General features: G+C 66.4%; 22 protein-coding genes. 9 read left to right on the top strand and 13 right to left on the bottom strand.

Features of this window, described 5'->3' with window-relative positions; genetic code table 11:
- Positions 1 to 53: 53 nt before the first annotated feature.
- The 3 genes from BLQ10_RS08890 to BLQ10_RS08880 all read left to right on the top strand — a co-directional run bounded on the left by BLQ10_RS08890 (position 54) and on the right by BLQ10_RS08880 (position 3,872).
- Positions 54 to 1,433 carry a 2-hydroxycarboxylate transporter family protein gene (locus BLQ10_RS08890; RefSeq protein WP_091560838.1) on the top strand — a complete coding sequence of 460 codons (1,380 nt, stop codon included), beginning with the start codon at positions 54 to 56 and terminating at the stop codon, positions 1,431 to 1,433.
- A 76-nt stretch (positions 1,434 to 1,509) separates the two neighbouring features.
- Positions 1,510 to 3,201 (top strand): thiamine pyrophosphate-binding protein, encoded by a 1,692-nt coding sequence (locus tag BLQ10_RS08885; RefSeq protein WP_091560836.1) that lies wholly within the window; start codon positions 1,510 to 1,512, stop codon positions 3,199 to 3,201.
- Positions 3,202 to 3,221: 20 nt separating this feature from the next.
- On the top strand, positions 3,222 to 3,872 hold the full coding sequence (locus BLQ10_RS08880) for an IclR family transcriptional regulator (RefSeq protein WP_091560834.1): 651 nt from the start codon (positions 3,222 to 3,224) through the stop codon (positions 3,870 to 3,872).
- A gap of 444 nt (positions 3,873 to 4,316) precedes the next feature.
- On the opposite strand, the gene BLQ10_RS08875 is transcribed toward BLQ10_RS08880, so the two are convergent.
- The 4 genes from BLQ10_RS08875 to BLQ10_RS08860 all read right to left on the bottom strand — a co-directional run bounded on the left by BLQ10_RS08875 (position 4,317) and on the right by BLQ10_RS08860 (position 10,013).
- On the bottom strand, positions 4,317 to 6,080 hold the full coding sequence (locus BLQ10_RS08875; RefSeq protein ID WP_091560831.1) for an ATP-binding protein: 1,764 nt from the start codon (positions 6,078 to 6,080) through the stop codon (positions 4,317 to 4,319).
- Positions 6,080 to 7,756 (bottom strand): 5-oxoprolinase subunit B/C family protein, encoded by a 1,677-nt coding sequence (locus tag BLQ10_RS08870; protein ID WP_254785478.1) that lies wholly within the window; start codon positions 7,754 to 7,756, stop codon positions 6,080 to 6,082. Before BLQ10_RS08870 ends, BLQ10_RS08875 begins: the two co-directional genes overlap by 1 nt.
- Before the next feature lie 49 nt (positions 7,757 to 7,805).
- Positions 7,806 to 9,143, bottom strand: a complete 1,338-nt coding sequence (locus tag BLQ10_RS08865; protein ID WP_091560829.1) for an MFS transporter — start codon at positions 9,141 to 9,143, stop codon at positions 7,806 to 7,808.
- A gap of 111 nt (positions 9,144 to 9,254) precedes the next feature.
- Positions 9,255 to 10,013, bottom strand: a complete 759-nt coding sequence (locus BLQ10_RS08860; RefSeq protein ID WP_091560827.1) for a LamB/YcsF family protein — start codon at positions 10,011 to 10,013, stop codon at positions 9,255 to 9,257.
- 106 nt (positions 10,014 to 10,119) lie between these two features.
- Between BLQ10_RS08860 and BLQ10_RS08855 the strand changes: the two genes are divergently transcribed.
- Positions 10,120 to 10,812 carry a GntR family transcriptional regulator gene (locus BLQ10_RS08855; protein WP_091560825.1) on the top strand — a complete coding sequence of 231 codons (693 nt, stop codon included), beginning with the start codon at positions 10,120 to 10,122 and terminating at the stop codon, positions 10,810 to 10,812.
- 520 nt (positions 10,813 to 11,332) lie between these two features.
- Here BLQ10_RS08855 and BLQ10_RS08850 read toward each other — a convergent pair.
- Positions 11,333 to 11,665, bottom strand: coding sequence for a DUF6221 family protein (locus BLQ10_RS08850; protein WP_091560823.1), 333 nt, complete (start codon positions 11,663 to 11,665; stop codon positions 11,333 to 11,335).
- 39 nt (positions 11,666 to 11,704) lie between these two features.
- Positions 11,705 to 12,460 (bottom strand): LysR family substrate-binding domain-containing protein, encoded by a 756-nt coding sequence (locus BLQ10_RS08845; RefSeq protein ID WP_175558532.1) that lies wholly within the window; start codon positions 12,458 to 12,460, stop codon positions 11,705 to 11,707.
- A gap of 133 nt (positions 12,461 to 12,593) precedes the next feature.
- Here BLQ10_RS08845 and BLQ10_RS08840 point away from each other — a divergent pair, with 133 nt between their 5' ends.
- Positions 12,594 to 12,989 (top strand): DUF5997 family protein, encoded by a 396-nt coding sequence (locus BLQ10_RS08840; protein WP_091560821.1) that lies wholly within the window; start codon positions 12,594 to 12,596, stop codon positions 12,987 to 12,989.
- 202 nt (positions 12,990 to 13,191) lie between these two features.
- On the opposite strand, the gene BLQ10_RS08835 is transcribed toward BLQ10_RS08840, so the two are convergent.
- On the bottom strand, positions 13,192 to 14,379 hold the full coding sequence (locus BLQ10_RS08835) for a diacylglycerol/lipid kinase family protein (protein WP_175558531.1): 1,188 nt from the start codon (positions 14,377 to 14,379) through the stop codon (positions 13,192 to 13,194).
- Positions 14,380 to 14,843: 464 nt separating this feature from the next.
- Between BLQ10_RS08835 and BLQ10_RS08830 the strand changes: the two genes are divergently transcribed.
- Positions 14,844 to 15,452 (top strand): NADPH-dependent FMN reductase, encoded by a 609-nt coding sequence (locus BLQ10_RS08830; protein ID WP_091560815.1) that lies wholly within the window; start codon positions 14,844 to 14,846, stop codon positions 15,450 to 15,452.
- A gap of 30 nt (positions 15,453 to 15,482) precedes the next feature.
- Here BLQ10_RS08830 and BLQ10_RS08825 read toward each other — a convergent pair whose 3' ends face one another.
- Positions 15,483 to 15,860 (bottom strand): VOC family protein, encoded by a 378-nt coding sequence (locus BLQ10_RS08825; protein WP_091560813.1) that lies wholly within the window; start codon positions 15,858 to 15,860, stop codon positions 15,483 to 15,485.
- Between the two features lie 186 nt (positions 15,861 to 16,046).
- On the opposite strand from BLQ10_RS08825, the gene BLQ10_RS08820 reads away from it, so the two are divergent.
- Positions 16,047 to 16,679 carry a hypothetical protein gene (locus BLQ10_RS08820; RefSeq protein ID WP_091560811.1) on the top strand — a complete coding sequence of 211 codons (633 nt, stop codon included), beginning with the start codon at positions 16,047 to 16,049 and terminating at the stop codon, positions 16,677 to 16,679.
- A 51-nt stretch (positions 16,680 to 16,730) separates the two neighbouring features.
- A complete protein-coding gene (locus BLQ10_RS08815; RefSeq protein WP_091560809.1) occupies positions 16,731 to 17,369 on the top strand; it encodes an NADPH-dependent F420 reductase in 639 nt (212 codons plus the stop codon).
- Between the two features lie 35 nt (positions 17,370 to 17,404).
- Here the strand turns inward: BLQ10_RS08815 and BLQ10_RS08810 are convergent, their stop codons facing one another.
- The 4 genes from BLQ10_RS08810 to BLQ10_RS08795 all read right to left on the bottom strand — a co-directional run bounded on the left by BLQ10_RS08810 (position 17,405) and on the right by BLQ10_RS08795 (position 21,846).
- Positions 17,405 to 17,869: a phage tail protein gene (locus BLQ10_RS08810; protein WP_091560806.1), complete on the bottom strand. Its 465-nt coding sequence runs from the start codon at positions 17,867 to 17,869 to the stop codon at positions 17,405 to 17,407.
- A gap of 86 nt (positions 17,870 to 17,955) precedes the next feature.
- Positions 17,956 to 19,476, bottom strand: a complete 1,521-nt coding sequence (locus BLQ10_RS08805; protein ID WP_091561032.1) for an APC family permease — start codon at positions 19,474 to 19,476, stop codon at positions 17,956 to 17,958.
- A 14-nt stretch (positions 19,477 to 19,490) separates the two neighbouring features.
- Positions 19,491 to 20,414 carry a universal stress protein gene (locus BLQ10_RS08800; protein ID WP_091560803.1) on the bottom strand — a complete coding sequence of 308 codons (924 nt, stop codon included), beginning with the start codon at positions 20,412 to 20,414 and terminating at the stop codon, positions 19,491 to 19,493.
- A 43-nt stretch (positions 20,415 to 20,457) separates the two neighbouring features.
- Complete coding sequence (locus BLQ10_RS08795) at positions 20,458 to 21,846, bottom strand: flavin monoamine oxidase family protein (RefSeq protein ID WP_091560801.1); 1,389 nt, start codon at positions 21,844 to 21,846, stop codon at positions 20,458 to 20,460.
- Between the two features lie 181 nt (positions 21,847 to 22,027).
- On the opposite strand from BLQ10_RS08795, the gene BLQ10_RS08790 reads away from it, so the two are divergent.
- The gene (locus tag BLQ10_RS08790) at positions 22,028 to 22,720 is read left to right on the top strand and encodes a TetR/AcrR family transcriptional regulator (RefSeq protein ID WP_091560799.1); all 693 of its coding nucleotides are present in this window, start codon (positions 22,028 to 22,030) and stop codon (positions 22,718 to 22,720) included.
- A gap of 185 nt (positions 22,721 to 22,905) precedes the next feature.
- On the opposite strand, the gene BLQ10_RS21995 is transcribed toward BLQ10_RS08790, so the two are convergent.
- Positions 22,906 to 25,449 carry a zinc ribbon domain-containing protein gene (locus BLQ10_RS21995; RefSeq protein ID WP_139164202.1) on the bottom strand — a complete coding sequence of 848 codons (2,544 nt, stop codon included), beginning with the start codon at positions 25,447 to 25,449 and terminating at the stop codon, positions 22,906 to 22,908.
- Positions 25,450 to 25,485 lie beyond the last annotated feature (36 nt).

The following is a 25,485-nucleotide window of genomic DNA, read 5'->3' as shown; positions in this document are numbered from 1 at the left end:
TGTCAACAAACCCACGCACCACGGAGACCACTAAAGAACAAACGGATGACGCCATGAGCGAGACAAGCCCCGGCCCCACCGGTGGTATCGAACACCCCGTCACCAAGACTGTGGGAACCCGTCCCGGCACCCATTACCCCGGCAGGCTCGGGTTTAAAATCGCCAGTATCCCCGCCCCGCTCTATCTCGTCCTCGCCGCTTTGGTCCTCACCGCCGCAATTACGGGCAACCTCCCGGACACGATGGTGGTCGGCTTTGCCACCACCATCCTCCTCGGCGGGCTCTTCATCTGGATCGGCAACCTCTTCCCGGTGGTCCGCGACTTCGGGCTGCCGACCATCCTGTGCACCTTCGCTCCCGCCACGCTGGCTTACCTCGGCCTCATGCCCGAAAACCTGGTCACCGTGGTCCAGAACTTCATCGACGGCCACGGCTTCCTGGACTTCTTCGTCGTCGGCATCATCGCCGGATCCATCCTCGGCATGCCCCGCGCCCTCCTGCTCAAGGCCGGCCCGCGCTTCGCGGTCCCCGTTGTGGGCTGCCTGATCGCCACGTTCGTCCTGGTCGGGCTCATCGCCGCCGCAACGGGCTTCGGGTTCATCCAAGGCATCCTCTTTGTCGCCGCGCCCATTATGGCAGGCGGCCTGGGCGTTGGAGCCCTGCCGATGTCCAAAATGTACGCCTCGGCAACCGGCGGCGATTCCGCCAACTTCATGGGGGACCTGATGTCCGCCGTCGTCATGGCCAACGTCGTGTGCATCCTCATCGCCGGCATCTACAACGGCCTCGGCAAACGCAAAAAGCAACTCTTCGTCGGCTTCAACGGCCACGGCCAGCTGCTGCGCATCAAGGGCCGCTCCGACGAGCTAACCCTGCCGCCCAAGCGCGACGCCTCCTCGTTCATCGCCCTGGGCAAAGGCCTGCTCATCGCCGGCAGCCTGTTCGTCTTCGGGAACCTGATGGGCGCCTTCGCCCCCGGACTGCACCCCTACGCGTGGGCCATCATCGCAGCAGCTGCCGTCAAGATCTTCGGCCTGCTCCCGCAGGATGTTGAGGACTCCACAGCGGACTGGGGCGACCTGATCGGCGCCATCCTGGTCCCGGCACTCCTGGTGGGCGTCAGCCTGACCTACATCAACATCACCGATGTCCTCGCTTCATTGAGCAACCCGCTGTTCATCCTGCTCACCGTATGCACCGTGGTCATCGCCACCCTGACCTCCGGCGTCCTTGGCTGGCTGGTGAAGTTCAACTTCGTCGAAGCATCCATCACACCAGGCCTGGTCATGGCAGACACCGGCGGCAGCGGCGACGTCTCAGTCCTGAGCGCCGCCAACCGCATGCACCTCATGCCCTTCGCCGCCCTCACCAACCGCCTGGGCGGAGCACTCGTCCTGTTCGTGACGTCGCTGATCGTCCCATTCCTCGCCTAACAGCAGGATCTTCGACGGCGGTGCCCGGCTCAAGCAGCCGGGCACCGCTGTGTGCCATACCAATGAAAGGACAACCATGACCAGCACCAGCACTGAAGCCATACTCGCGGACCGGCCACGACTCCCGGACGAGGGACATGTCGCGGCCGCTGTCGCCGACGTCGTTGCGCAGCGCGCGGCGCACCTGTTCGGCCTCATGGGCAACGGCAACGTCCACCTCATCAGCCGCCTGACGCGCCGCGGCTGCCCCTTCACCTCCGCACGCCACGAGTCAGCCACAGTTGCCATGGCTGACGCCTACTATCGGGCCACCGGAAACATCGCAGCAGCGACTACAACCTACGGCGCCGGCTTTACTAACGCCTACACCACCCTCGCCGAGGCGCGGATAGCCCGGATCCCGCTGGTCCTGGTGGTGGGGGACGCGCCCTCCACCGGTCCCCGGCCCTTCGACGTCGACCAGGCCAAAGCGGCAGAAGCTGCCGGTGTCGTCACCCTCGTCGCCGGCCCGGGCAACGCAGAGGCCATCACCCACCGCGCCTTCGACCTCGCCCTGCAGACCGTCCAGCCCGTGGTGCTGGCCATCCCTTACGACCTTGCCACGGCCCCGCCATCCGATCCCCTGCCCCTTGAACCTATGCCCACCAAACGGGCGTGGCCCGCCAATCCTGGCGACCTCGACCTGGTGGCCCGACTTCTCACCGCCGCAAAGCGGCCGCTGATCCTGGGCGGACGGGGCATGCTCCTGGCCGACGCAGTAGCTCCCCTTCTCCATCTCGGCGACCGCCTGGGCGCCCTCTTCATGACCTCTCTCATGGCAGCCAACGCATTCAACAGCTCCTGGGACCTGGGCATAGCAGGCGGCTTCACCCGACTTCACCGCCTCGACATCGCCCGCCAGGCAGACATGGTCCTGGTCGTGGGAGCCAGCCAGAACCTGTTCCAAACCCGCTATGGCACCCTGTTCCCCGCGGAAACGAAGATCGTCCGGATCGATAACGAACCGGACCCAGGCAACATCCCGTCCGCGGAGTACATCCGGGCGGACATCCGCCCCTTCGTCGAGGGCCTGCTGGACCGCGTGGCCACTGCCACGACAACAACTTGGCGGGACAGTGCCCCCGAAGTAGCAAGCCCCGCGTTCCGCTCGTCCCTCCCCAGCGAGAACCCCGAGGAGTTCGGCCCGGACGGCCGGCTGAATCCCCGGGCAGTCGTAGCCGCCCTGAACGCAATCCTGCCATCGGAACGCTCCGTGGTGATGGACGGCGGACACTTCATCGGCTGGGCACCCATGTACCTGTCCGTCCCCGACCCTCATGGCATGATCCTCGTGGGCAGTGGATTCCAGTCAATCGGCCTCGGGTTCGGGTCCGCCGCCGGTGCCTCTGTTGCCCGCCCCGAGCGCACCACCGTGCTAGTCAGCGGTGATGGCGGCGGCTTGATGGGCCTCGCCGACTTCGAAACCTTCATCCGGGCCACCCGCAGAGGCGTGGTGGTGGTGCTCAACGATTCGGCGTACGGTGCAGAGCTGCACCAATACGCCGTCAAGGGGCTGCACGATCACGCGATGCTGATTGACGAAGTAGACTTCGCCGCCGTCGGCCGCGCCCTCGGCACCTCCGGCGCAAAGGTTCGCACCATGGCAGACCTGCAGCACCTTCAGAATTGGCTCGCCACCCATGACGAAGGCGTCTTCGTCCTGGACGTAGCGATCTCCCAGAAAGTGGTGGCCGAATGGATGGTGGAGTCCGTGGCCGCGAAGGGATAGAGGACACGTAGGCTGACCCTATGCCCACTCCTGAGAAAAACGGCGGCAACCGCACTCTGGAACGTGCAGCCGCCATCCTCGATTCCGTAGGCCGGTCTGCCGTTTCAGCCAGTGAGCTGTCCCGCCGCACCGGCCTATCGCTGTCCACGGCGCACCGCCTGGCGCTGCAACTGGCCGAATACGGCTTCCTTCGCCGTGCCGACTCCGGCGCCTTCCGTCTGGGTGACCGGTTCGTCCGGTCGGCGCTGGAAAACGCCAGCTTGCCTGTCCTTCATGACCTGCGCGACCGTACCGGTGAGTCAGCGCAGCTGTGGGTCCGTCGGGGTGATGACCGCCTCTGCCTGCTCAGCGTCGACAGCCGGCACGAGCTCCGGGCCACACTGCCTCCCGGGTCAAGGCTGCCCTTGCCGTTTGGGTCCAGCGGCCGTCTACTCGCAGGTGACGACGAGGTTATGGCTGAATTGGCGGCGACGGGCTGGATCGAATCTGTTGGGGTTCGCACTCCCGGACTGGGCTCGATCAGTGCTCCCGTCTGGGCCGACGGGGCGATCATTGCCGCGGTCTGCCTCGCCATGCCCCTGGCCCGGGTCTCCACTTCCCCCGGAAAGGACTATGGCGATGTGGTGGTTCAGGCCGCACGCCGGATTGCGGAAGCCACGACAGGCACATGAGACGTACCAAACCTGTTGCTAGAGCTTCACGCGCAGGCCTGGGAACCCCTGGGCACTCGGATCGGGAGTAGGGGATCGCGGAGGTAGAGCCAGCTTGCCGTACACCCCAACCTGACGTCAGGCAGGGGGCCGAAAGGGTATCAGAATAGGGTTCGGATGCATCTTTTCTGACAATGGCGCGGGAAACTCTCAGACCCTAACTTGACGCTATTGACTCGATTGCCAGCGGCAGGGCGGCACATGATCGGTTGTCGATGTTCGGTCTGGGAATCGACGTTCTGGCCGCCACTCAATTGCCAGTCGTTGTCTGGACAATTGAGCCTTGGCGACGCCATCCCCGCGCGACTATCCCCAGGGAATTGATCCGAACACCAGCGCCGGTCATCCACCGGCGAAATCGAGACAGTGAAACCGGCGAGACGGCCCAGCCGGACTTTCGGGAACCTAGCCGATCAGCGCCAACACTGCCCCGGCCGCGACCACTCCACCGGCTCCGGTGCGGACGTCAGTGACAGTGCCGTCCCGGTGCGCGGAGACCTGGGTTTCCATCTTCATGGCTTCAAGGACCACAACCGGGTCCCCTGCCGAGACCTCGGCGCCGGGTTCAACGAGCCACTTCACCACGGTCCCGGCCATGTCGGCGCGCAGCTCCCCGGCGTCGGCAGGGGCGGCAGCGCCGCCGTCGGACGCTGCTTCCAGGGACAGCCCGGCGGGCAGCGGACTGCCAGAGCGCGTCCAACCGTCCAGCAAGTCGGCCGGAAGGCCGACGGCGAGGCGCCGGCCGTCCACGTCGACGGTGATGGTGCGGCGTTCGCCGCCGGGCGCCGCGGTGCTGTAATCGGGATCGGCAGAGATCGAGGCACTGTCCGCGAAATCGGTTTCGATCCAGCGGGTGTGGATGCCCAGCCCGTCCTCGGACGTGAAGTCCGGGGACTCCAGCACGGCCCGGTGGAACGGCAGCACGGTGGCGACCCCGGTGATGCGCATTTCGGCGAGGGCACGGCGGGCGCGGCGCAGGGCCTGCTGGCGGTCCGCGCCAGTGACGATCAGCTTCGCGAGCAGGGAATCGAACTGCGGCGCGACGAAGGAGCCGGAGCGGACGCCGGTGTCGAGGCGGATGCCCGGGCCGGTGGGGCCGGCGAACTCGCCGATGGTGCCGGGTGAGGGCAGGAAGCCGCGGCCCACGTCCTCGGCGTTGAGCCGGAATTCGAAGGCGTGTCCGCGCGGGGCCGGATCCTCTGCCAGGCGCAGCGGCTCCCCCGCTGCGATCCGGAACTGTTCCTGGACGAGGTCGATCCCCGTGGTTTCCTCGGTGATGGGGTGCTCCACCTGGAGTCGGGTGTTGACCTCGAGGAATGCCACGGTGCCGTCCGCGGCGACCAGGAATTCCACCGTGCCGGCGCCGGAGTAGCCGGCTTCCCGGCAGACAGCCTTGGCGGCGTCGTAAATCAGTTTGGTCTGCTCTTGGCTGAGGAACGGTGCGGGTGCCTCCTCCAGGAGCTTCTGGTGCCGGCGCTGCAGTGAGCAGTCGCGGGTTCCGACGACCACGACGTTGCCGTGCGAGTCCGCCAGGACCTGCGCCTCGACGTGGCGCGGGCGGTCCAGGTAGCGCTCCACGAAGCACTCGCCGCGTCCGAAGGCGGACACTGCTTCACGGACGGCGGAGTCGAAGGCTTCCTCGACCTCGTCGATGGCCCGGACCACCTTCATGCCGCGGCCGCCGCCGCCAAAAGCGGCCTTGATGGCGATCGGCAGGCCGTGCTGTTCGGCGAAGGTCCGGGCCTCGGCAGCCGTGTCGACGGGACCGTCGCTGCCGGCCACCAAGGGTGCGCCGGCCCGCACGGCCGCCTCGCGGGCCGTGATCTTGTTGCCGAGCAGCCGGATCGCGTCCGGCGTCGGACCGATCCAGGTCAGTCCGGCGTCCAGGACCGCCTGGGCAAAGTCGGCGTTCTCGGAGAGGAAGCCGTAGCCGGGGTGGACGGCGTCCGCTCCGGACTCGGCCGCCACGGCGAGGAGCTTGGGGATGTTCAGGTACGTGTCCGCGGGCGAGTTGCCGTCCAGGCTGAAGGCAACATCTGCGGCGGAGACGTGCAGGGCGTCGGCGTCGATATCGGCGTAGACGGCGACGGACGCCAGCTGCGCGTCATCGCAGGCCCGGGCTATGCGGACCGCGATTTCTCCACGGTTGGCGATCAGGACCTTGCGCATCAGTTACTCGCTTCTTCTTCGGTGGTGGCGGCTTCGTTGCCGTGTTCGGTGGTGGCAGATTCGGCCCAGCGGAAGCGGATCTTGCCGCCGATGGGTACCTGCGCGGCGAGGTCCAGCTGGGAGTCGACCACCACGGCGATCACCGGGTAGCCGCCGGTGATGGGATGGTCGGCCAGGAAGAGCACGGGCAGGCCCTCCGGCGGGACCTGCAGGGCGCCCGCCACGGTGCCCTCGCTGGGCAGTTCGCCCTGGCGGCTGCGCTGCAGCGCGGTCCCGTCCAGCCGCATGCCGACCCGGTTGGACTGCGGCAGCACGGACCAGTCCTGGGCGGTGAAAGAGTCCAGCGCCGCCTGATCGAACCAGTCGGCGCGGGGGCCGGGGACGACGTCGAGGACGGTCACCCCGGTGCCCGGGTAGTCCGGCTGCAGTTCGGGGGCCCCGACGACGCCGGATTCGGCCTCCCCGCCTGCGGCCAGCACCTGCCCGGCGGTCAGGGGCGCCGGGCCGATCCCGGACATGGTGTCCGTGGAGCGGCTACCCAGCACCAGGGCTGCAACCACCCCGCCGCGGACCGCGAGATAGCTGCGGAAGCCGCTCCGCGGCGCGCCAAGGCTGAGGGTTTCGCCGTCGAGCAGCGCGAACGGGGCGGCCATCGGCACCGTGCGGTGCCACGTTTCGCCGGCGCTGTCCGGCGCCGACTCGATACTCAGTGCCGACGGCGCGCCGGTGACCGCGAGGACCTGGTCCGCCACGGCCTGGACCTTGAGGCCGCCGGCGACGGTCTCGATGGCCGCGGCCGACGGCGCGTTCCCGACAAGGCGGTTGGCCCGGCGCAGCGAGGCCCGGTCCAGCGCACCGGCGGCGGACACGCCGAGGCCGGAATGGCCGTGCCGACCGAGGTCCTCGACAAGGCTCTGCAGGCCCGGCGCAACGATCCGGAGTCCGGAAGCGACGTCCGCGGCAGCCGGTTCCGGCGCGGTGCCGGCCGGCTCAGGGGCGAGCGTGACCGCATCCCGGACGGGCCGGAACTGCACCCGGTGGCCGGGGGCGGCCAGGGCGGGCTGGTCCCGGTTCAGGTCCCACATCCGGGCGTTGGTGCGCCCGATCAGCTGCCAGCCGCCCGGGGAGCGGCGCGGGTACACGGCCGAATAGTTGCCGGCCAGCGCCACGGAACCTGCGGGCACGGCGGTGCGCGGCGAGCTGCGCCGGGGCACCTCCAGCTGCTGGTTCTCCCCCACCATGTAGCCGAAGCCGGGGGCGAAGCCGGCGAAGGCCACAGTCCAGACCTGGCCGGAATGGGCGGAAATCACGCCCTCCGTTCCCAGTCCGGTGAGCCGGCCGACCTCGGCGAGGTCCTCGCCGTCGTACACGGTGTCGATGACCACCAGCCCGCCGTCGAGCCGGACGGGCGCGGTGAGGTCGAGGTGCAGCAGCCGGGCGGCGATGCGCCGGGCCGAGGCCGGGGAATCGGCCTTGACCAGGACGGTCTCGGCCGCGGCCAGGACGTCCTGCTGGCCCGGCAGCGGCTTCTCCAGCAGCAGTGCCTGCAGGGCAAGCACGTCCTGGGTGCCGGAGAGCTCGGCCAGGACCGCGCGCGTTCCCACGGCCCGCACGGAGCGGACCTTGTGAACTGTTGCGTTCCCTACCTTCGGGGGTTCCCCTGCTGTCTCAATCACGAGGTGCCTCACTCATTGTGCCGGTGCCGGTGGACAGGATCCGCGCCGCTCAGGCTCGGGCATCCTGGAGGAGCCGCTCTTCTTCGTCGGTCTGCGGGTTGCGTCCGATGGCGAGCCCGATCACCGTCACGACCGAGGCGACCGCGAGGTAGCCGGCGATCAGGAACCAGTTGCCGCTGGCGGCGAAGAGGGCGGTGAAGACCAACGGTGCGATGGCGCCGCCGACCACACCGGCCAGGGTGTAAGCCAGCGAGCTGCCGGCGTAGCGCAGCCGGGCCGGGAACTGCTCGGTGATGAAGGCGGCCTGCGGGCCGTACATGAAGGCGTGGAACGCCAGTCCGATCACGATGCCGATGGTCAGCATGAGAACCGACTTGCCTTGGATCATGAGGAAGAACAGGGGGATGTACGCTGCGGTTCCGACGGCGGCGATGCCGTAAACGAGACGGCGGTTGACTCGGTCCGTGAGGGCCCCGGCCGCGGGGATCAGGACCAGCTGAAAGGCCGAGCCGATCAGGATGGCGCTGAGGACGTTGCTCGTGGTCATGCCCAGCTCCTTGGTGGCATAGACGGCCATGAAGACGGTGAGCAGGGAGTACAGCACATCCGGGCCGACGCGGCACAGGGCGGCCGACACGAGAGCGCGCGGTTCCTTGGTAAAGACATCCTTGATGGGGGCCTTGGGCTGTTCGCCGTGGGCCTGGATGGCCTTGAAAACGGGGGTTTCCTCCAGCTTCAGCCGGATCAGCAGGCCGAAGCCCACCAACAAGGCCGAGGCGAGGAAGGCCACACGCCAGCCCCAGGAGAGGAAGGCCTCGTCACTCAGCGTCGCGGCGAGCACGGCCAGGACGCCGTTGGCCATCAGGTTGCCGGCAGGTGGACCGATCTGCGCGGCGGAGGACCAGAAGCCGCGCCGCTTGGCGTCACCGAATTCGCTCGAGAGCAGGACGGCACCGCCCCATTCGCCGCCGACCCCGATGCCCTGTGCCAGGCGCAGCAGCACCAAGATGGTTGGAGCGGCCAGGCCGATGGTGGCGTAGCCCGGAAGCGCGCCGATCAGCACGGTCGCGAGGCCGATCAGCAGCAGGGTGGTCACGAGGACGTGCTTGCGGCCGATCTTGTCACCGAGCCGGCCGAAGATCACGCCGCCGATGGGACGAGCGAGGTAGCCCACTGCAAAGGTCGAGAAGGACAGCAGCAGCCCGACGTATTCGTCGTTTCCGGGGAAGAAGACCTTGGGGAACACCAGGGCCGACGCCACGGAGTAGATCGCGAAGTCATAGTATTCCAGCGACGTGCCCGTAAGGCTCGCGACGTAGGCCTTGAGGGCGCCGGGCGGCATCTTCCGCTTGCGGGCGGCCGGGGTGGCCTGCTGCGGTGTGGTCATGGTTTTCCTCCAGGTGTGCGGGTGCTGCCTGTTGTTTGGGCGGAGTCAGCGGTAAATACGGGTGGGTCCGGCGGAACGCTGTGAGGTTCGGCCGGGGCGAAGGCAGGTGCCTTAGACGAACGCGGCGGTGTCGATCCCGGCGGCGTTGAGCGCCTCACGCACTGCAGCGGCCATGGTGACGGCTCCCGGGGAGTCGCCGTGCACACAGATGCTCTCTGCATGGATCTTCAGGATGGAGCCATCGATGGTGCGGACGGCGGAATCGGTGGCCATCCGGAGGACATGCTCAGTGACGAGAGCGGGGTCCTCCAACACGGCTCCGGGGAGCGTACGGGATACGAGGGTGCCATCCGGGTTGTAGGCGCGGTCGGCGAAAGCTTCGGTGACCGCGCGGAGGCCGGCGGCCTCGGCGAGGCGCAGCACTTCCGAGCCCGGCAGGCCCAGGATCGGCAGGTTCGGGTCAACGGACTTCACGGCGTCGACGACGGCCTTCGCCTGGCCCGTGTGCGCGACGATCGCGTTGTAGAGTCCGCCGTGCGGCTTTACGTACCGGACCGTGCCGCCCTCGGCGGCGGCCAGCGCCTGCAGCGCGCCGATTTGGTAGACGACGTCGTCCGCCAGCTCGGTCGGATCGATGTCCAGGAAGCGGCGGCCGAACCCGGCCAGGTCGCGGTAGCCGACGTGGGCGCCGATCACGACGCCCGCGGCAACCGCCTCGCGGCAGGTCCGTCGGATGACGCTGGGGTCGCCCGCGTGGAATCCGCAAGCCACATTGGCGCTGGTGACCGAGCGGAACATCGCCGAGTCGTCGCCCAGGGTCCAGCGTCCGAAAGACTCGCCGACGTCGCTGTTCAGGTCAATGGTTGCCATTTGTGATCCTCGTCTCATGATAGCCCCCTACTAGGATGCATCACTTCGGCCGATTGTTCAACAATCCGACGATTCAATATTTGGACAATCGTGTAGATTCGGCACTATGACGACTTCCGACGCAGCTGCCGGCTCCGCCCTGGGCGCGGCCGCGGCGCGGCTGCGGGTGGCCGTTCCCTCCGTGGCGGACCGCGTGGCGGCCGAACTGCGCCTGCAACTGGCGGAGGGCCTGCTCCTGCCGGGAGCCCGGCTCACGGAATCGACAATCGCCGAAGATCTGGGCGTTTCCCGCAACACGGTCCGCGAGGCCTTCGCCGAACTTGCGGCCGAGCGCCTCGTGGTCCGACACCCGAACCGGGGCGTGTTTGTGGCCAGCCTTGGCCCCGGCGATATCCGCGATGTCTACACCGTGCGCCGCGCCATCGAAGTGAGCGCAATCCGCGGCGGCGGCAGCGCCAAGCGCGTGGCGGCGGTCCGCGCGGCCGTGGAAGAGGGCAAAGCCGCGGCCGCCGCCAACGACGAAGAGGGCCTAGGCAACGCCAACCAGCATTTCCATCGCGCGATCGTGGCCCTGGCAGGCAGCCGGCGGCTGGACACCATCATGGCCCAGGTCCTGGCCGAGATGCGGCTGTTCTTCCACAAGGCCACCGTGGACGCGCACTTCTACCGGGGCTACCTGCCGGACAACGAGGAAATCTGCAACGCCCTCGAAGCCGGGGACCTGGACCGCGCCGGCGAGCTGCTGCTGGCTTACCTGGACCGTTCCGAGGAGCGCCAGGCCGCCGTCCACGGGGACTGAGCCGCATTCCGCCCGGGCGCACGCCCCGCGACGCGCGAAATTGTTGCCGCCACCGGCATTCCCGTATCGGTAGGAAATTCGCGTGGCGAGGAAAACTCTGCGCGTCGGATGCCCGGTCCAGGCTTGCACCTGCTTCCGCTTCCCGCCATTCGGGTGGGCCGGCGCCGTCGGCGGCCCGCTGGCAGCCCAGCGAATACCCGCGCAATAAACCAGCGACCCGGGCTGACCTCTTGGGGGCCAACCCGGGTCGCTCTCGTTTGCGGTATCCCGCGCTACTTCCCAGCCACCACCGGGACGGCGGGCGCAGCGGGCACCGGCACGCAGCAGCGGGACGCCCGGAGGACCAGGTCCACGGGGAAGGTCCTGTTCCTGGTGGGCGGCCCGCTGTCGGAGTCGATGAGCGCCTCGACCGCGGATGCCGCGGTGTGACCAGAGTAGGCCGCAGAGGTTTCCTGCAGGTTTCCGGCGCACGTGGACGGCTTCCGCGTTGACCGCTACCGGGTGGCCCTACCCGTTGTCCCTACCCGTTGTCCCTACCCGGGGGCCGCCAGTCGGCCTGGTATTCAGGGTGGTCGGCGTACGGCAGGGCCAGGGTGTTCAGGGACAGGGTGGTCCATTCAATGACGTCCGGCACCCATCCGGCGTCGCCATAGTCCTGGCTGACCAAGGTGGCCAGCACGGACTGGCGGGCGGATTCAATGATGCCGATGAGCTGGCGCTTGGCCTCGCACTCGCGGAGCAGGCGGCGTTCATACCACTCGCCGGACACGGCAAGGGTGGGGTCGCCGAGCAGCTTCAGGGCGGCAGCTTCGTCTTCTTTTATCCGTGCGGTCAAAAACTCGACGATGTCCACTAACCGAGCCTATGCGCGGCCGCGCTCACACGGCTACGCCTAACGTTTCCCCTTTTTCCGGGATCCCTTGCCGCGGCCCTTGTCCGGGTTCGGCGCATAACGCTGCGCCACCTTGGGCTTCTTGGCGGCTCCGGTGCCGCGCCTGTCCGGCTTGGGCTCGCGTTTGGGTTTCTCCTGCTGCGCCGAGGGCTGGCGGGAGCTCGCCGCGGTGCGTCCGCGGACAATCCCGATGAATTCCTCGATGACCTCGTCCGTGGCGTCGCTGGGCCAGGCCAGGGCGATCTCCGTGCCGGGCGCACCCGTGAGTTTCCGCGCCACGGTGTCCTTGACGTTGAAATGCCGGGCCACGGACATCGGCAGGATCACCAGCCCTGCACCGGACGCCACCACCTGCAGGGCCATCGCGGCGCCGCCGAGCTCGTGTGCGTCGAGAAAAGTCTCGGCAGACAGGTCCGCCAGGTCCACTTCCTCGAACAAAGAGATCTCATGCCCCTTGGGTGCCACCACCACTGGCTGTTCCTCGTAGAGCGGGATCACACTGAGACCCTCGCGTTCGACCGGGAGCCGGACAAAGCTCAGGTCAGCGGAACCGTCGCGGAGCACGGACAGCTGCGCGCCGTCGTCGGACATGAAGGAGTGCAACGGCACGCCCGGCATCCGCTCCTCCCAGCGCCGGATCCATTTTCCGGGTGTCACACCGGCGACGTACGCGAAGCGCAGCTCTCGCCCAACTTCTTCGGCCGGGGCGACGGCGGTTTCGTCGGGGGTCTGGGGTGCTTCTTCTGCTGCGGACACATGTTCACAGTACCGCCCGGGGTGGCGCCGGGGTCCGCCCCGGTGGCGGCACCTTATTGGTTTGGTGCTGGTTTGGTGCTGTTTTGGTGCGGGTTTGGTGCCCTGCGGGCATCCCGCCCGATACCCTTGAACTATGACCTCTGCAAACTCCCAGTCCATGAAGCCGGCCACCGTTGCCAAGAAGCTTGGCATCTACCTGCCGGCTACACCCCAGGAGTTCCAGGATTCGGCCATCACCCGCGCTGATTTCGCCGAGCTCCAAGCCAACCCGCCGGAGTGGCTCGCGGAACTGCGCCGTAACGGCCCGCACCCGCGGCCCGTGGTGGCGCAGAAACTCAACGTTTCCATCAGCGGCCTGTCCCGCGGTGGTGTTGAGGAAGCGCTGACGACGGCGGAAATCACCGCGCTGCTCCAGGCTCCCCCGGCATGGCTGGTCGCCGAGCGCGCCACTCATGCCGCCGTCCGCGCCGAGGCCCAGCGGGTCAAGGACGAGGCCGCCAAGAAGGACGCCAAAAAAGCCCGCGCCTAGGCTGAATAGCACCACACGCTTCCTTCCGGCCCTGATTCGCAGAGTCAGCTGGCACGTTTTTCGCAACGCTACTTGGCCTGCTACTCTTCCGCGGGCCGTTAGAGGTATGTGACTGGTAGCGGAAAATGGCGGTTAGCGCGCAGATTAGAGGGGCAGTTCCGGCGTCGGACTCGGATACCAGTTTCGCGGTAGGGATGCCGTTTCACCCGGGCGGGTGATGCGGGGTGGTACGCGGCCGCGGTGGCCGGAGTTCCAACCAACGGTCGAGCGCGCTGCGCAGCAAGTCCCGCAGAGCCGAGCGGGCCGGGAGCGGACGGGCCGCCGGTGAGAGCCGGGTCTCTCGGGGAAGGCGGATCCGCAGCGCTCCCGGCCGAATGGTGAACCGCAGTGGGGCCGCCATGCGGATCGCCTCCCCGTCCATGCCGACGTCGATCGGCCCACCCGAATCCACCTCAAACCTCGAGGGCTCCCAGGCGACGGAGCCGGGAAAGGCCTCCGGGTGCCCGCTGGCCTGGGCCAGCTGGCGCCGTGCTTCCGCCGGATCGTCCGGGAGCTTGACGGCGATCACCCCGAGGTGGCCGCCGTCGAGTCGCGGCCGGTTGGCGAGGGTGGCGGGCGTGCAACCATACGGGTTGTTCGAGACCTGGACGACGTGCGCGCGGGTGTACCGCTCCCCCGCCGGATCGTTGAAGCGCAGGTCGAAAGGTCGGCTCCCGGGCCCGAGCATGCTCGGCAGCATGCTCAGGGTGGTGTCCACCTTGGCATTTCGGTACTCCGGGGAGCGGACGATCTGCGCGTACAGCCCGAGCGAGACGTTGTTGACGAACACCCGGCCGTTCACCTGCCCGAGGTCGATGCGGCGTTCCACCGCCGCTCCGAACGCGTCGAGCGCACCGATAACATTGCCGCGGTCGAGGCCGAGGTCCACGGCTAAGTGGTTGCGGGTGCCAGCGGGCACCACGACCATGGGCACACCGTGCCGGGCGGCCACGTCCGCGACCAGCCCAAGCGAGCCGTCCCCGCCAGCCATGCCGAGCACATCGGCGCCGCGGGCCACCGCGGCCTCGGCCAGCCCGGTCAGGTCCTGTCCCGGTTCCAGGATGAGCACCTCAATGCCGCGGACCCGGCATTCATTGACCACGCCAAGGCGATCGGCCTTACCGCCGCCGCTGCGGGGGTTCACGATCAAGGCGGCATGGCCCGCCGGCGGAACGGCGCGGCCCGGAGGTTCCGACCGTCGCAGGACGCGGATACCGCGGATGACCGCAATGCCCACCAAGGCGAGCACCATACCGGCGACGAACGCCCCAACCCAACCGGTGTCGGATCTGCTCGAACGACTCACCGCGAAGTTCAGTCGCTCGGCGCGCTTCTCCAGGAACCTGGTCACGACTGGGTGTTGGCGCAGTGGCGGCGGCGGGTGGAGTCGGGGCATTGCTCTCCTCGGAAGTTGCGGCGGACGAGCCACGCTACGATCGGCGGCCGTTGCTGCAATTCGGCGTCGACGCCCGGTGCCGCGATGCTCTGCCGCCGGTTCGGCGGCGAAGCCCCGGAGCTAGAGGCCCGTGGCAACGACCGGATGCTTCAGATATCATCCTCGGGGCGGCCGAAGACGCTCAGTCGCCCCCAGCAGTTGCTCGAGCACCTTGGAGGGACGCGGTCTCTCACCTCAAGTCTTGACCGTCGGAACAGGAACGATAGAGCCTTAGGTCCCGAGACGTCCTAAACGCTGGCCCCTATTCTCATCCCGCGGCCGCGGGACTATGCTCGCGGAATGAGTCGGGACCGCCGGCCCGATCCCCCTCCGTATCCCAATTCACCAGCCTCCGGCGGAGCATCGGGAAGGAACAGGCCATGGCCTTCAAGATCGGATATTTTGTCGGGAGTCTCTCGAGCAATTCCATCAACCGCACGCTGTCCAAGGCCTTGATCCGGCTTGCACCCGCGGAGCTGGAGTTCACGGAGGTCCCCATCAAGGACCTGCCGTTGTACAGCCCGGATTTTGATGCCGCCTACCCTCCCGAAGGGCAGGCCCTCAAGGATGCCGTCGCCGCTTCCGACGGCATCTTGTTCGTCTCGCCCGAGTACAACCGGTCCATCCCCGGAGCGCTCAAGAACGCCATCGACTGGGGATCCCGGCCGTGGGGCTCCAACTCCTTCGCCCGCAAGCCCACTGGGATCATCGGCGCCTCCCCTGGCGGCATCGGCACGGCCGTGATGCAGTCCTCGTTCCGCAGCGTGCTGAGCTTCCTCGACGCTCCGCAGCTGAATGCGCCCGAGGCGTACATCCGCTTCGTCCCGGAAGTCTACGGCGAGGACGGCGAGGTCACGGACGAAGCCACGGCCGGGCTGCTGCGCCACTACATGGAGGAGTATGCCTCCTTCGTCGCGCGGGTCCTGGCCGCCAACGCGCCCGGTCATATCGGCGATGAGCACCCGGACAAGGACAAGGTGAACCGCTAGGCCCTGCCCTGGGTGCGGTTGGTCCGGTAACTAGTCCTGGTGCAGCTGCACGAAGTTCCCGCAGCCGTCATCCATCACCACGGTGGTCCCGGCAGGCCCCTCGGACGGCTCTGCCTGGAACATCACGCCCTTGGCCGCGAGCCGGGCATATTCGGCGCGGACGTCGGGCACGCCAAACACGATGGCTGGAATTCCGGCGTCGTGCAGGCCGTTCATGTAGGCCGCTCCGATCGGGTTGTCACTGGGCTCCAGCAGCAGGCCGGCGCCCCCGGCACCGTCCGGATCCTTGACGATGAACAGGTTGTGCTCCGGCATGGCCATCAGGGTTTCAAAGCCCAGGATGCCGGTGTAGAACTCATGGGCCGAGGCTGGATCCTTGACGTGGATACTGCACATTTTCAGTCGCATGGCCCCAAGGCTACGCCGGGAGAAAGCGTGGCGGAACCGCGACGCGGCCTTCGGGTCAGGCCTTGGCTCCCGGTGTTGGCGGCGGACATCGCCCCGGCCGGCAGGGCATTGACGACCCCGCCGCCAGGGATTCCAATGGAACTAGCGGAACAGCGCCCGCCCGGGACCGTTCCGGGGAGGTGTGCAATGACGCTTTCACTATCCGGTGCCCTCGCGGCCTGGCAGTTCCTCGCCCTCGCCGTCCTGGTTACCGGGGCGGCGTTCGCCTCGGTCTACTTGGCCCGCAAGCATCTAGCAGATAAAGACGGACTCTCAGAAGGTGCAGACGGCGCATTTTGGGACGTTTTCGCCGGACTCGCCGTCGTTGTGCCCGTCATGGTCCTTGCCTCCTCGACGTGGCCCTGGGCCGGCCTGGTGCTCGGGATGCTGGCCGCAGGGGCGGCCCTCGCGGCACTGGCTGCGGCACCCCGGCTGCTGGCCAGGCAGGATGCCCGCCGGGCCAGCCGGGAGACCCAGCACAAGAACGAGGCGGCGGCCGCACGGCACCGGAGCGCCCTCGCCCGGTGGCAGCGGTACGAACTGGATCCGGGGTTCTCGATTGACTATCCCGCGATGAGCGACCCCCGGCAGCCGGAAACTGCGGCCCTGATCCGGGCCATCAGGACTGCCGAGCGCCTCGGTGGTCATACGGAGCGCGGCAGCACGGACGCCGCCTACGCTCCTGCAGTGGAACAGCTGGAACGCGCCCTGGCTGTCGCCGAACGCGCGGCCGGCGTCAACCCGACGGGGCTGCCCGGCCCGGACCACGCCCGCAACTGACTCCGGGAACTGCTGATCCCGCAGTTCCAGGCAACTTCGGAAGGAAACACCATGACTGACATCACGATCATCGGCAGCGGCAACATGGCTCGGGCGATCGGCACCCGGGCCGTCGCCGCCGCCCGCTCCGTTCAGGTTCTGGACCGGACGCCGGAGAATGCCGCCAAGCTCGCGGGTGAACTTGGCGGCAACGCTACCTCCGGCGGCCTGAGCGAGGTTCCCGGCGGCGACATCGTCGTCCTGGCGCTTTACTTCGGCCCGGCCAAGGAAGTTGCCACGCACTTCGGCGATACGCTCAGCGGCAAAACCGTGGTGGAGATCAGCAATCCGATCGACACCGAGACCTTCGATTCGCTGGTTGTTGCCCCGGGGACGTCGGCCGCCGAGGAAATAGCCGCTCTGCTGCCGGGCGCACGCGTGGTGAAAGCCTTCAACACCACCTTCGCCGGCCCGCTGGGCTCCGGATCGGCCGGCGGCATGCCGGTGGATGTGTTCATCGCCTCGGACTCCGAAGAGGCCCGCAACGAGGTCGCGGCCTTCGCCGCGGCCGCCGGGCTGCGTCCGCTCCAAGTGGGCGGGCTACGCCACGCCCGCGAACTGGAGGGCTTCCAGCTGCTGGTGATGGCGCTGCAGGCCAACCCCGCGTATCCCAACTTCAACTGGGGCACCGGCCTGAAAATCATCGATTAGGGCGGACTCCCTGTTGGCGTCACCAAATCAGTTGATCAGTACTCGCCCTTGATCACGAAGTAGGAGCCGCGGATAACGCCTGCCAGCTTTGATTTCTGGCGGGCGAACTTGAAACGTGATGCCAGTTCCTCTGGAACCTCCATGCCGTCGGTCAGTTTGAATCCGACCGCTCGCTTCCCGCCGTCCTCGATGCTGTACATGACGTTGATCGACAGCCCGGACTCGTAGAACACGTAATCCATCCGCAAACCGTCGACTTCGAAGGCGGTTGCTTCGAGCGGGCGGGAGCCGATGACGATGTCGCGCTCGTCCCTGAGGATACGACTCACCCGGTCGACCACCTCGGGAACCTCGCTTGCAGGGCTAACGGTGAAGATGTGGTCGTACTTGTTGCGGTAGTAGCGGCCCTCGTTGGCGCGTAACCCAGCGAGTGCCTCGGCGACCGGAGACGATTCCAGGCCGACAGTGGAAACGTTCTCGAAGTCAACAACGTACGGCATGCGCCCTCCTAATGAGATGTGTTGGACCAACGATAACGTGACGACGTGCTGCGCCGACGTCCGAACGCTGTGAGCTGGCCGCGCACTCAGTGCCCGCGGGACAGGACCTTGCCCCTGAAGAACTCCGGGCGGAGCTTGGCCATTACCAGCATGAGCACCACGCCCAGCAGGATGACGCCCATGCCGAGGATGAAGACCAAGCCAAGACCGCCGATCGAGGAGCCGGAACCGTAGGCGGGATCCATGGAATCGTAGGCCGTCTTGAAGAACATGACCAGCAGCATGACGCCGCCCAGGAGGGGTGCGAGGAACTTAAAGAAGAACGCCTTCGCGCCGCTGAAAGCCTCGGCGCGGAAGAACCAGACACAGGCCAGGGCGGTGATGCCGTAGTAGAAGCAGATCATCATGCCCAGCGCCGTGATGGTGTCCCACAGTGCGTTTTCCGACGTGGTGCGGGTAATGACGTAGAACGCCGCGGCAGCCACAGCCGAGGCAATCGTGGCGTAGCTTGGCGACTTGTGCGTGGGGCTGATCCGGCTGAACTTCTGCGGCAGGGCCTTGTAGTGGCCCATGGACAGCAGGGTGCGCGCCGGCGAGACGAAGGTGGACTGCAGGGACGCGGCCGAGCTGCTGAGGATGGCCAGGGACATCAGGATCGCGAAGGGACCCATCACCGGGCCGGCCAGGACGGCGAAGATGCTGCCCTGGTTCTCCGGGTTTCCGACACCGAGACCGGTGTCGCCGATGCCGGCGTAGGAAAGAGTGGCCAGGGCGACGGTCATGTAGATGATGACGATGACCAGCACCGTAACGGTGGCGGCACGGCCCGGGGTCTTCTCCGGGTTCTTGGTCTCCTCGTTCATGGTCAGCGTGACGTCCCAGCCCCAGTAGATAAAGATGGACAGGGAAACGCCGGCGGCGAAGGCGGAGAACGATTCGACCGCGAACGGGTTGAACCAGTCCGCTTGGATGGCGGTGGCGTCAAAGGCGGTGCCGTTGGCGACGTGGCTGAACGCAGCCACGGAGAACCAGCCGAGCACCAGCAGCTGGAATCCCACGAGCACATACTGGACTGACTTGGTGGTTTCCATGCCGCGGTAGGAGATCCAGCACGCGAGGGCGATGAACACCAGCGTCGTGGCGATATTCAGCGGCAGGTTCGTAGTGAGGTCGGCGAGCTCAGGATTGCCGAAAATCTGCGCCAGCATGAGGTAGAAGAAGTCCACCGCGACGGCGGCCAGGTTCGAGAGCACAATGATGGTCGCGGCAATCAGGCCCCAGCCGCCCATCCAGCCGAGCCACGGGCCGAACGCCCGCGAGGCCCAGGTGAAGGAGGTTCCGGCATCGGGCATCGCGTTGTTCAGCTCGCGGTAGCCGAGCGCCACCAGCAGCATGGGAACGAAGCCCACCAGGAAAATCGCCGGCAGGTGCACGCCGACCTCGGAGACCGTGGGGCCCAGGGCCGCCGTGAGGGTGTAGGCCGGCGCGATGCATGAAATGCCAATAACGACGGCGCCAATCAGCCCCACCGATCCGGCTTTCAGGCCCTTCTCGCTCAGCCCGTGGTGCTGTTCGGTGTGTTGTCCGGGGTGCGATGCCTGTGGCATCGCGCGTTCGGTGCTCATTTTTGTGCCTCTCCGGGAATGTCGTTCGACGCCGGCTGGTTGGGTTGCTTGAGTTCATAGTCGCTCGGGACCACAATCATCGGCACCGGCAGGGCGCGCAGAATGCGGTTGGCCGTGCTGCCGAGGAAGATGGACCGGCCCTTGGCAAGCCTGCTCGATCCGATCAGCAGGACCTCGCCGTCTTCCCAGTCCAGCCGGTCCACCGCTTCCTCGATGCTCCGTCCGTGTCCGACGACCACTTCCGTCTTCGGTTCCTCCCCGGCTTCCTGATCGCCGCCCGGCAGGGCCGCGGCAAGGTGCTTCGCCGCGTACTCCCGGGCCGCATCGGCGCCGCCGGCTGCATCGGCCGCGTCGCCGCCGTCGAGTTCCAGCAGTGACACCACGCGCAGTGGCAGGTCCCGGTTCGCGGCCATGCCGATTGCCAAATCGAGCAGCTTCTCGGCGCCCGCCCGGCTTCCGAGTCCGCAACTGATCCGCGTCAGGGCCTCCTGGCGGTGGTAGCCGTGCGGCGCCAGCGCTACCGGGACGGTCGAGGCGTGGAGCAGAGCGCTGGCCACCGGCCCGATCGAGAACCGCTTGAAGATCCCGTTGCTGGTCGCGCCGATGATGAGCAGATCCGCTCCGAACTCCTCGGCAGCCTCGATCAGAGCGTGCGCGTCCGACTCACCGCTGCGGAGATGGGTCTGGGCCGGTACACCGGACGGAACCAGTGCCAGTGCCTGGTCCAGCCACTCCTGGGCCTGCTCATTGAGCAGATTTTCAAAGCCAACCTTCGGTGCGAGGGCGTGCCCGGACTGCTGCACTTCGGGAACCGCCAGCACAAGATCCAGGCTCGCTCCGCGCCCCAGCGCCAGGGAAACGGCCAGATTTACGGCATCGTGGCCTCTGGCATTGGCTGAGTACCCCACTACGTAACGCATCTGGCCGTTCCTCTCTTAACTGAACCGAACTGTTGGGGTGTTTCTAGGAGGTGACGGAGGTGCGGTCGGCCGCGGTGACGATCCTGGCCGCCGTGGTCTGGCCCATCCGTACGGCACCATCGACGTGCTGGTAGCCCTCCGCCGCGAGATCCGAGCAGGACCAGTAGATGGGGCCGACCGGCTTCAGCTGGTCCTTGCCATAACGGTGCAGCCCGCCGAGGTCATAGCTGGCGGCGTAAGCACCACGGGTCCATTCCTCGGAACCCCAGTCGGACTCGTAGTAAACCTCAGGCTCGAGGGCCTTCGGGCCGAGGAAGGAGGCGATGGATTCGAGGATGGCGCGGCGGCGGTCCTCGGTGCTGAGCTCGAACATGGCGTCGGCTTTTTCATCCGAGACGAAGCCCACCAGCGTGCCACGCGGGTCCTCGTGGTTGGTGTTGTCGTAGACCTCCTGCACAAGGGCGCCGGCGCCGAAGGCGGTTCCGGAGAGGCCGTCCTCGCGCCAGAACGGCGTGCTGTAGACGGCGTGGACCTTGATGACCAGGCCGAGCGACTGGTGCTGGTGCATCTGGTGCTGGCGGCGGGGCAACGGCGGGTTGAAGGACACCCGGGAGTAGAGGTTCGGCGGCACGGCCATGATGACGAAGCGGGCGTTCACGGTGGCCCGTTTAGAGACTGCGGTGACGCGGTGTCCCCCGCTCGCGTCCTCGGTCCAGTTGATGGTGCGGACCGGGCTGTCGAGGACGACGTCCTCCCCCAGTTCCGCGGCCTGCAGCAGTGAAACCTGCTGCATCCCGCCGACAACCCGCTTGTCCAGGATGAAGTCCTCATCGGTGAGGTTGCTGAAGGACCCGGCGGAGGCTGCCATCAGGACGGCCTGCAGGGCGGAGAAGGCGTGGGCGGGCTTGGTCAGCATGCCGCCGGCGATGAAGAGGCCGATATTGTTGCAGGCTTCCTCGTCCGTTGAGTTCTGCCGGAGCCAGTGGTGGAAGGAAATGGTGTCCAGCTCGCGGGCCTTGGGGTGTGCCCACGGCTCCTCGGCGCCGATCTCCGCGGCGAGGGAGTCCAGCAGGGCAGTGAGCTTGTCCATTTCGGCGGCGGTGGTTCCGCTGACGGGGAAGCTCTCGCCGGTGTACAAGGTGCGCTTGCCGTCCGCGCCGATGTAGACGGATTCGCCATCGCGGTAGCGGGAGTAGGTCTGCAGTCCAAGATCATCGATTAGCGCCAGCAGCGCCGTCTGGTCCGGTGAAACCCACTGTCCGCCGATTTCGAGCATGGCGCCGTCGACCGTGTCGGTCCAGGTCCGGCCGCCCACGCGGTCCCGTGCCTCGAGCACTGCGACACTCAGTCCGGCCTTCTTCAGCTCGCGGGCGGCGGTCAGCCCGGAAGGGCCCGCCCCTACGATGACGACGTCGCGGTCAAGTTCCAGCATGATGTCCTCTCCGTGGCCGCTAGAGTGATGCTGACCACTAAATGAATGCCGTTCATTTAAAATGATAGACCTTGCTTCCGCTTCAGGGAAGACCCAATGCCGAGTGAATTTCGCCCGTAAAGTAGGGGCAGAATGGAGACATCTCCGAAACCGCCAGCCGAGCTAAGAAGAAAGGCGCCGAATGACGGCAGCAACCAGCGCCCCCGCCGATCCGCACGGCCCCGTCGCCGAGCCGCGCCGCCGGGTGGGCCGACCCGCCGCGGCTGTGCTGGACCAGAACGGCATCACTACGGCAGCCCTGCAACTGATCGGCAAGAGCGGCTATGACGGCTTCACGATGGCGGCCCTGGCGCGAACCCTCAATGTGGCACCCTCGGCGCTGTACAACCACGTCTCCTCCAAGCGGGACGTGCTGGTCCTGGTCCAGGACCACTTGACCTCATTCGTGGACGTCGCGGCCTTCGAGGCCGGGCCTTGGGAGCAGGCCGTGCGTGACTGGGCGTGGAGCTACCGCGATGTGTTTTCCAAGCACACACCGCTGATCCCCGTCATCGCCGTGCTGCCCGTGGCCGATGCCCCCAAGACGCTGGCTATGTATGAGGCCGTCAGCGCGGGCTTCCTCCGCGCAGGCTTCCCGCAGGAGCGGATCGTCCCGGCCATAGTGGCGTTCGAATCCTTCATCTTTGGCTCCGCGTACGACGTCACGGCGCCGGCGGACATATTTGATTCCGGGACCATGGCCGCCTCGACGCCGCATTTCACCTCGGCCGTCCAGCGCCTGGCCGAGGGCAGCCATGAAAAACCGGCCGACGTCGCCTTCAGCCTGGGACTCGAGGCACTCCTCGCCGGACTCGGGGCGCTGCGGGCGGCCTAGCGGTCGCCGGGCCGGCAGTCTTGCCGGCCGGGCGCCCGGCCCTCCGGGCTAAACCTGAGATAAGGCATGGGGTTAAACAAAGAACCCCGGTCCGAAGACCGGGGTTCTTTCGATTGCGTGCGCGAGGGGGGATTTGAACCCCTTTTACCGCGGCTTGTTGTGTGGTCCCACCATCGTCAGTGCAACTAGTACCTGCTGTATACGATCTTCACTTCGCCGTTCTCCAGTGTGACCGTGGCATCCAGGGAGAAGGACATTGTGTCTGTTGCCGGCTTCCACTCTGGAGAACCGAAGCCATAGGAGTTGTCCTCTTCATAGCTAACGGTCGCTTTGCCGGACGTAATCGTGCTGAGACGTAGGGCAAAGTCGGAGCCACTGTACGGGTCCCTCGTCAGGCTGAACGACGGTTTTGAGGGCATGGACCAGTGGAAGTTCCTGGCGTGACTGGATGAGCTATACATGCTGAACGGGCAGTCAGTGGGCTGCCCCTCAGTCGACTTAAGGCATTCGGCGAGGTGGGCATCGACCTGCGCCATGGCTTCCGCTTTGAGCGCCTCGGAGGCTTCGACTTCGAGGGAGAGTGTGGGCGTGGTTTGGAGGTCCAACGGAACCAGAACGGTTGACTTCGCTGCGGTCAAGTACTTCTGGGACGACGGTAGTTCCACAACGTATTCTCCCGGCAGCGCCGGCAGGTTTAGGCCAGCCGAGCGGGAACCGATGTTGATTTCCTGCCCATTTACGAGAACCGTGTTCACGGGGCTGTTCGTGGAAACCGACACACTCCCTATTGGCGCCGATTCCATCTTCCAGTGATCATCCAGTAGTTCCGGATTCGCTTTGCGGAGGCTGAAACTCGTCTGTGTCTTTCGGCCGTCTTGGTGCAGTTCCGCAACGACGACCGCTGTGTCATCGGAGACCTTTGACGAAACAATCTCGAAGCTGTCAACGCGCTTGTTCGCTTTGGAATACACCTGGTCGGTCAGCAGCACTCTCTGATCGTTGGCAAGCCCAGGGTCGGACAAAGCCATCGCCGTGGTTGCGTCACCGTTTTTCAGTGCCTGGAGATAGGCTTCCACGGGTTTGGCTGGTCCATTTCCGGCCTTGAGCACATTGATCGTGATGGCTCCTCCCACAATCAGGAGCACCACCAGACCTATTCCGCTGAACACCAAGGCGAGTGCCCGCCTCCGCCCGGCACCCATTGGCTCCCGCGGCAACAGGGCGGGGTGGGCTGCAAAAACTGGCTCCCCCGCAGATTTGCCGACCGGACGAGTGGCCGAGGAAGGATCCTGGGCATCGGCTGATGCTGCGGGCGTGGGGTTTTCCTCCTGGTTGTGGACGACCCTGTGGACCAGGCGCATGGGTATGTATCGGCTCAGATGAGGCGCCAAATAGCGAGCTGACGCCTCCGTCGCGGCACCCCAGACCATCAGGGCAAATGCCGTCCATCCTGCCAGCGACACAGTGCCGGCACCGGATGCGAATGATCCGGCCTCAAAAGCGGCAGAGGCGGTGCTGATCCACGTCGACAGCGCCCCCGCAATCAGAAACGCGGCAGGAAGTACCGCCCAGTCCGACGCCTTTTTCGCGGCGAGCGGTCCGCGGCGCAAGTACCAAAACACAGACGTCGCAACCATGGCGATGAGGGCCAAGAGCAGCAGCAGCCAACCGATCCAGCCAGGGACGCCGAACTGCGTCAGCCCGCTGCCGAAACCGAATCCGATGTCCGATCCGGAAGAATTCGCGGATGAAGACATCGACGAACCGACGCTCCAGGTTCGGTTTAGGGCACTTAGATGACCAAGCCCGAGCAGGAACAAACCTGCAGTTGGCGCCCACAGTGGTGCTGACAGCGTTGCCTGCCAGCCGAGCTTGATCCCCATGGCCACGACCGCAAAAGGGATCGCAACGCCGAGGAAGATTCCGTAGTGTACTGCGACTGCCTCAATAGCGGCGCGGGCCCCAGCCCTCACCCCAGTTTTGGCCTGGGCTCGACGCCGCATCGACAATCGACCGGCCAGGGTCGCGAACATTCCGAGGACTACAGCAGTCACGACCGAACCAAAAGTTACAGCGCATACCGGAGAAATCTTCACTACTGACGGAGGCAGCGCAATGCTAAATATTCCGCCTCCGACATTGACTAACAAGCTGAAAACCAGACCCGCTGCTAACGATCCACGCCATAATCCATCCCCGACCTCAGCGGTTGTTCTTCTGGCGGCAATTCGGCCCCCAAGAAAGAGAATTACGACCGACAGGGCTGTCAGAAGGAGCGGGACGGCAAAAAGGTTTGCTGATCCGTGCACGTTTCCCAGCAGAGGAATGGTCGCGTCTACGCTGGTACCGAGGACGCCGAGCTGGCTCATAACGACCAACTGGACTGCCAGCTGCACCACCACTGACCAGAGTGACGGCGCTGTACCGCTGGGGAACATCGAACTGGAGGGAATCTCTGCGCTGCCCCCATTGCTGGCGCTCACGCCGACCAACGCCAGGACGAGAGTGACTACCGCGAGAACGACCATCGCCAGGTAAGAGACGAGTCCGACCAGAGCTCCGGGAACCAAGGATTTATAGTCAAAGTCTTTCAAGATGGTCGACATTGACGTCAATACAGTCGCGGACGCCGATCGATCTCCGTCACCGGATGCGCCGTTAGCGGCGACGGTCGGCTTGTCGTTAGTTGGCCCAGCCGGTCTGAGTTCCGGATGCTGTTGTTCAATCATTAATCCCCCAATATTCTATTTTCGTGCTGAGTCAGT

Origin of the sequence: Arthrobacter sp. ok362, from assembly GCF_900102785.1 — a bacterium.
Lineage (GTDB): Bacteria > Actinomycetota > Actinomycetes > Actinomycetales > Micrococcaceae > Arthrobacter.
Note: the sequence above shows the minus strand (reverse complement) of the source record. Positions and strands in the feature narration are given on the sequence as shown.